At 72.3% G+C, this 5,362-nt stretch carries 5 protein-coding genes; all 5 read right to left on the reverse strand.

Going from position 1 to position 5,362, the window contains the following annotated elements; genetic code table 11:
- The coding region (locus AB0J52_RS25770; protein ID WP_500184825.1) for a BadF/BadG/BcrA/BcrD ATPase family protein at positions 1 to 633 on the reverse strand (633 nt) is incomplete at its 3' end.
- On the reverse strand, positions 630 to 1,904 hold the full coding sequence (locus AB0J52_RS25775) for a family 4 glycosyl hydrolase (protein ID WP_500184827.1): 1,275 nt from the start codon (positions 1,902 to 1,904) through the stop codon (positions 630 to 632). The genes AB0J52_RS25775 and AB0J52_RS25770, both read right to left, overlap by 4 nt.
- 19 nt (positions 1,905 to 1,923) lie before the next feature.
- Entirely contained in the window at positions 1,924 to 2,817 is an 894-nt protein-coding gene (locus tag AB0J52_RS25780) for a carbohydrate ABC transporter permease (protein ID WP_500184828.1), read from the reverse strand.
- Positions 2,814 to 3,776 (reverse strand): carbohydrate ABC transporter permease, encoded by a 963-nt coding sequence (locus AB0J52_RS25785; protein WP_500184829.1) that lies wholly within the window; start codon positions 3,774 to 3,776, stop codon positions 2,814 to 2,816. Before AB0J52_RS25785 ends, AB0J52_RS25780 begins: the two co-directional genes overlap by 4 nt.
- 3 nt (positions 3,777 to 3,779) lie before the next feature.
- Complete coding sequence (locus tag AB0J52_RS25790) at positions 3,780 to 5,117, reverse strand: ABC transporter substrate-binding protein (protein ID WP_500184831.1); 1,338 nt, start codon at positions 5,115 to 5,117, stop codon at positions 3,780 to 3,782.
- Positions 5,118 to 5,362 lie beyond the last annotated feature (245 nt).

Raw genomic sequence — 5,362 nt, forward strand, 5'->3', positions numbered from 1 at the left:
GTCGCCGACGTGCACCGCGATCCCGACGTCCAGGGCGCTGGCCGCGCCGAAGTGCGCGGCGACGGCGGTGGTGAGGGCGGTGGCGGGGCCGCGTCCGTCCTCGGCGCGGACGGCGTGCCAGAGCGCGGCCTCCCCGAGCGTTCCGCCGCCGCCCCAGTCGCCGGTGTGCGGGCCGAGCGAGGGGAACCGGACGCTCGCGCCGTCCGGGGCGACGCCGACGCAGTTGATGCCCGCGCCGCACACGACCGCGACGCCCCAGCCGCGCCGCGCCCCGGTGTGCAGCAGCGCGAAGGTGTCGTTGCCGACGGTGACGCGGTCGGTCCAGCCGCGGGAGCGGAGCGCCTTGGCGAGGGCGTGCTCCTCGTCGGGCAGGTCCACGTTGGCCATGTACGCCGATACCACCGCGACCGGGGGAGCGGACGTGCCGGACGAGGCGGACGTGCGGGTCGTGTCGGCGGCCGCGAGAGCCCGGTCCACGAGGGCCGCGACGGTGTCGGCGGCGCGCTCGAAGCCGGTCTCGTGGGGGCGGTAGCCGGGCCCGCGGACGGTGGCCAGGACCGTGCCGGCGGTGTCGGCGACCAGCACGTCGGTCTTGCTGTTGCCGCCGTCCACCGCGACGAGCGTGCGGCTCACCGGGCCGTCCAGGGCAGGTGGGCGCGGTTGGCGGCGACCAGGTCGGCCGCGAGCCGGTCGGCCGGGCCGTCCTGCCCGACGAGCGGGTGGGCGAGCAGGGCCGTGCGGACGCGTTCGACACGGCCGTGCAGCGCCGCGTCCAGGGCCAGTTCCTCGTAGGCGGACACGTGCGCGACGAGCCCGGCGTACAGGGGTTCCAGCGGCGGGACGGGCAGGGGGACCGGTCCCTTGGCGGTGATGCGGGCCGGGACCTCGACCACGGCGTGGTCCGGCAGGAACGGGAACGTTCCGTTGTTGCGCACGTTGGCGACCTGCACCTCCGGGACGTCGACGGCTCCGGGTGTGCCGAGCAGCCCGGCCAGGAGGTGGACGGCCGCCTCGGAGTAGAACGCGCCGCCGCGCTCCGACAGTCGCGCGGGCCGGGTGTCGTTGGCGGGGTCGGCGTACAGCTCGAGCAGCTCGCGTTCGACGGCCGCGACCTGGTCGGCGCGCGGGGCCGTGATGCGCTGCCGGTCGACGATCCGGTCGTGCTCGTAGTAGTAGCTCAGGTAGTACGACGGCAGGGCCCGCAGGTGGTGCAGGAGGTCGCCGGGCAGGTTGCTGATGTCGGCCAGGGCGGGCAGGTGCTCGTCGAGGAGTTCGGGGAGGCGGTCGGTGCCGTCCACGCGGGCCGACCGTACCCAGGTGAGGTGGTTCAGTCCCGCGTGCCCGAGCTCGACGGCGTTCGGCGGGACGTCCAGCAGCGACGCGAGCCGCCGCTGGACGTGGATGGCGACGTTGCACAGCCCGACCGCGCGGTGCCCGGCGTCCAGCAGCGCCCGGGTGACGATCCCGACCGGGTTGGTGAAGTCGACGATCCAGGCGTCCGGGGCGTGCTCGGCGATGGTCTCGGCCAGGCCGAGGACGACCGGGACGGTGCGCAGCGCCTTGGCGAGCCCGCCGGCGCCGGTCGTCTCCTGCCCGACGCAGCCGCAGACCAGGGGGAGCGTCTCGTCCACCCGGCGGGCGGCCTGCCCGCCGACGCGCAGCTGGACCACGACGGCGTCCGCGCCCGCGACGCCCGCGACCGTGTCGGTGGTGGTGACGACCCGGGCGGGGTGGCCGGCGCGGGCCAGCATCCGCCGGGACATCGCGCCGACCGGGACCAGGCGGTCCTCGTCCGGGTCGACCAGGACCAGTTCGGTGACCGGGAGCGCGGCGCGCAGCCGTGCCAGCCCGTCCACCAGTTCGGGGGTGTAGGTGGACCCGCCCCCGACGACCGTGAGTTTCATCCCTTCGCTCCCGTCAGTCTCAACCTTTGACTCCCGTCAAGGTCACGCCCTGCACGAACACCCGCTGGGCGAGGAAGAACACGATGATGACCGGCAGGATCGTCAGCAGCGTCGCCGCCATGGTCAGGTTCCACTCCACGTGGTGCGCGGCGCGGAACGAGGCGACGCCGACCGCCAGCGTCCAGTGGTCCGGGTTGGCGTACACCAGGGGGCCGAAGTAGTCGTTCCAGCAGTAGAAGAACTGGAACAGCGCGACGGCGGCGAGGGCGGGCCGTGCCATCGGCAGGACGACCCGCAGCATCGTCCGCAGCTCGCCGCAGCCGTCCACGCGGGCGGCGTCGGCGTACTCGCCGGGGATCGACACCAGGAACTGGCGTAGCAGGAAGATGGAGAACGCGTCGCCGAACAGGCCCGGCAGCATCAGCGGCCACAGCGTCCCGGTGAGGTGGAACCGCGACCACACGATGTACAGCGGCACCATCGTGACCTGCGGCGGGAGCATCATCGTCGCGATGACGACCACCAGCGCCGCCGACCGTCCGCGGAACCGGAACCGGGCGAGCGCGTAGGCGACCGGGACGCTGGAGGCCAGCACGAACAGTGTGGACAGCCCCGCGTACATGAAGCTGTTCAGCGTCCAGCGGACCATGTCGCCGCTGAACGCGCGGCGGAAGTTGCCCCAGTGCCAGGTGTGCGGCCAGAACGAGCTGCTGAGCGCCTGCCGGTCGGTCATCACGGCCGTGAGCAGCATGAACACCAGAGGCGCGAGGAACATGACGGCGAGCGCGATCGCCAGCGAGTGGACGGCGGTCCAGTACAGGATCCGGCGGGTGCGGGTCCCGCGGGACGGCCGGTGGACGCGGCGGGGCGCCGGGTGCGTGCCCGCGGCGGCGGGCGTGGCGGTGGCGGTCACCGGGCCTCCTCACTGGCGAACGCGCGGAACCGGCGCAGCAGGAACGTGGTGAACAGCATCCCGACGGCGAACATCACCAGGGCGAGCACGCACGCGTAGCCCATGTTGAACTGCCGGAACCCCTCGTCGTAGAGCCACTGCGGGAAGGTCAGCGTGGAGCCGTCGGGGTAGCCGGGCGCGAACTGCGTCCCGGCGGTGTCGGCCTGCCCGGACGCGACCTTCGCCGCGACCAGCGCCTGCGTGAAGTACTGCAGGGTCTGGATGACGCCGGTGACGGCGCAGAAGGCCAGCACCGGCGAGATCGACGGGAGCGTGACGTACCGGAACCGCTGCCAGGCGTTCGCGCCGTCCAGCACGGCCGCCTCGTACAGCGAGCGCGGGACGTCCAGCAGCGCCGCCAGCAGCAGGATCATCAGGTCGCCGACCGCCCACAGGCCCAGCAGCGTCAGGCCGGGCCTCGACCAGGACGGGTCGTTGAAGAAGTCCGGCAGCGTGAACCCCAGGCGCCGGGTGATCGCGGGGAACGGGCCGGTGCCGGGGTTGGTGACGAACACGAACGCGACCGTCGCCGACACCGGCGGGATCAGGTACGGCAGGTAGAACACCGACCGCAGGACGCTCCCGCCGCGTTTGACCTGGGTGAGCAGCTGCGCGATCCCGAGCCCGAAAAGCAGCCGCAGCGGCACCATCACCGCGACCAGCCACATCGTGTTCTTCATCGCGCGCCACGCGTCGGTGTCGTGCAGGAGGAACCGGTAGTTGTCGAACCCGACGTACTTCAGGGTGAACAGGTCGTACCGGGTGAAGGAGAAGTAGAGGGTCGCGGCCAGCGGGTAGCCGAAGAACAGTCCGAGGCCGACCAGCCAGGGCGACAGGAACGCCAGCACGCGCAGCCGGTTGCGGCGGCGTGCCCGCGTTCCCGCGGCCGCGGCGGCCCTCGGGGCGGTGAGGGCGGTCACGGCTCAGCCGCCGTTCAGCTTGATCGCCTGGTCGACCCGGGTGTCCAGGTCCTTCAGCGCCGCGTCCAGGTCGGTGACCCGGCCGGGCTCCCACTGGTCCTGGACGAACGCCTGGAACTTCACGATGTAGTCGTTGCCGTTCGGGGTGGGCGGCGTGGTGGCGCTGTGCGGGCTCTTGAACACGTCCAGGAACGTCTGGAACTGCGGCGGCATCTTGAGCTCGGGCGAGGCGAGCGCGGGCAGCGTGCTCGGGACGTTCCCCAGCGCGTTGGCGAAGGTGACCAGCGCGTGCGTGTCGGTCGTCAGGTACTTCACGAACTCCCACGCGGCCTGGGGGTGCTTGGCGCCGCGCGGGATCCCGATGACGGTGCCGGTGATGAACCCGCCGCCGTACCGGGCGGACTGGCCGTCGGGGACGGGCGCGGGCGCGGTGCCGTAGTCCACCTTGGGCGCCTCGTCCTGGAGGAACTTGGTGCGCCACTCACCGTCGACCGCCATGGCGACCTTCCCCTGCTCGAAGGGGTTGGACGCCTCGAACTCCTGGCCGAGCGACTTCAGGAACTTCTTGACGTTGGCGTAGCCGTACCAGGCGATGAGGCTCTTGTTCCACTGCAGGTAGGCCTTGATGTTGGGGTCGGCGGCGAAGTTCGCCTTCCCGTCCGCCGTGAGCCAGGTGGCGCCGAACTCGGTCGCCAGGTGCTGCACCTGGTGCTCGTAGTACTGCGCGGACGGCAGGAACCCGGCGACCTTGATCGTCCCGTCCGGGTTCCGGACGGTGAGCTTCTTGGCCAGCGCGGTCAGCTCACCGATCGTCTTCGGCGGCTGGTTCCCCTTCATCAGGGCCTTGTTGTAGTAGAGGCCGTAGGCGTCGGCGAGCAGCGGCATCGCGCAGCGCCGCCCCTTGTACTGCGTGTACTCCCGGACGGCCTGCGGGAACTGGTTCAGGTCGACCTTGGACCGGGTGAGGTAGGGGGTGAGGTCCTGCCAGGCGCCCGACTGGCACCACGACCCGACCGAGTCGGTGGTGAACGAGGACACCACGTCCGGCGGGTTCCCGCCGCGGATCGCGTTGGTGATGCGGTCGTCGGTCTGGTCCTTGACGAGCTTGACGGTGATGTTCGGGTGCAGTTTCCGGAATCCGGCGACGGCGTCGTCGAACGCCTTCACCTCGTGGTCGGCGGACCAGCCGTGCCAGACCTCGATGGTCTGCTTCGCGTCCGCCTTCGGGCCCGAGTCCGATCCGCCGGAGCCGCCGGCGGTGCAGGCGGAGGCGAGCAGCAGCCCGGATGCGGCGAGGGCCGCCGCGGACAGGCGCCGGGCGCGCCGGGGGGTGAGGAACACTCCTGGTCTCCTTCGGAAAGGACGGCCGGACGGCCGTTGGGGGGTGTGAGGAGTGGGCCCGGGCCGGAGCCCGGAATCGGTGGCCGGTATCGGTGGCCATGTCGCTCGGCCGTCTCGGTGAGCCGCGCCGCTCACCTGTGCGCGTGGGTGGTGGCAGGTGGGGGAGGTGGCCGGCACCGGGTGGTGCCGGTCGGTCCGCCGCCGCGGGGCGCCGGCCGGGCAGGCGCCGGGCGGCATCGGTCAGA

This window comes from Spirillospora sp. NPDC049652 (genome assembly GCF_040675125.1).
Lineage (GTDB): Bacteria > Actinomycetota > Actinomycetes > Streptosporangiales > Streptosporangiaceae > Spirillospora.

What these genes read in the sequence shown, in the direction of transcription:
- AB0J52_RS25775 (WP_500184827.1), bottom strand. Translation starts at nt 1,904, where the DNA reads ATGAAACTCACGGTCGTCGGGGGCGGGTCCACCTACACCCCCGAACTG.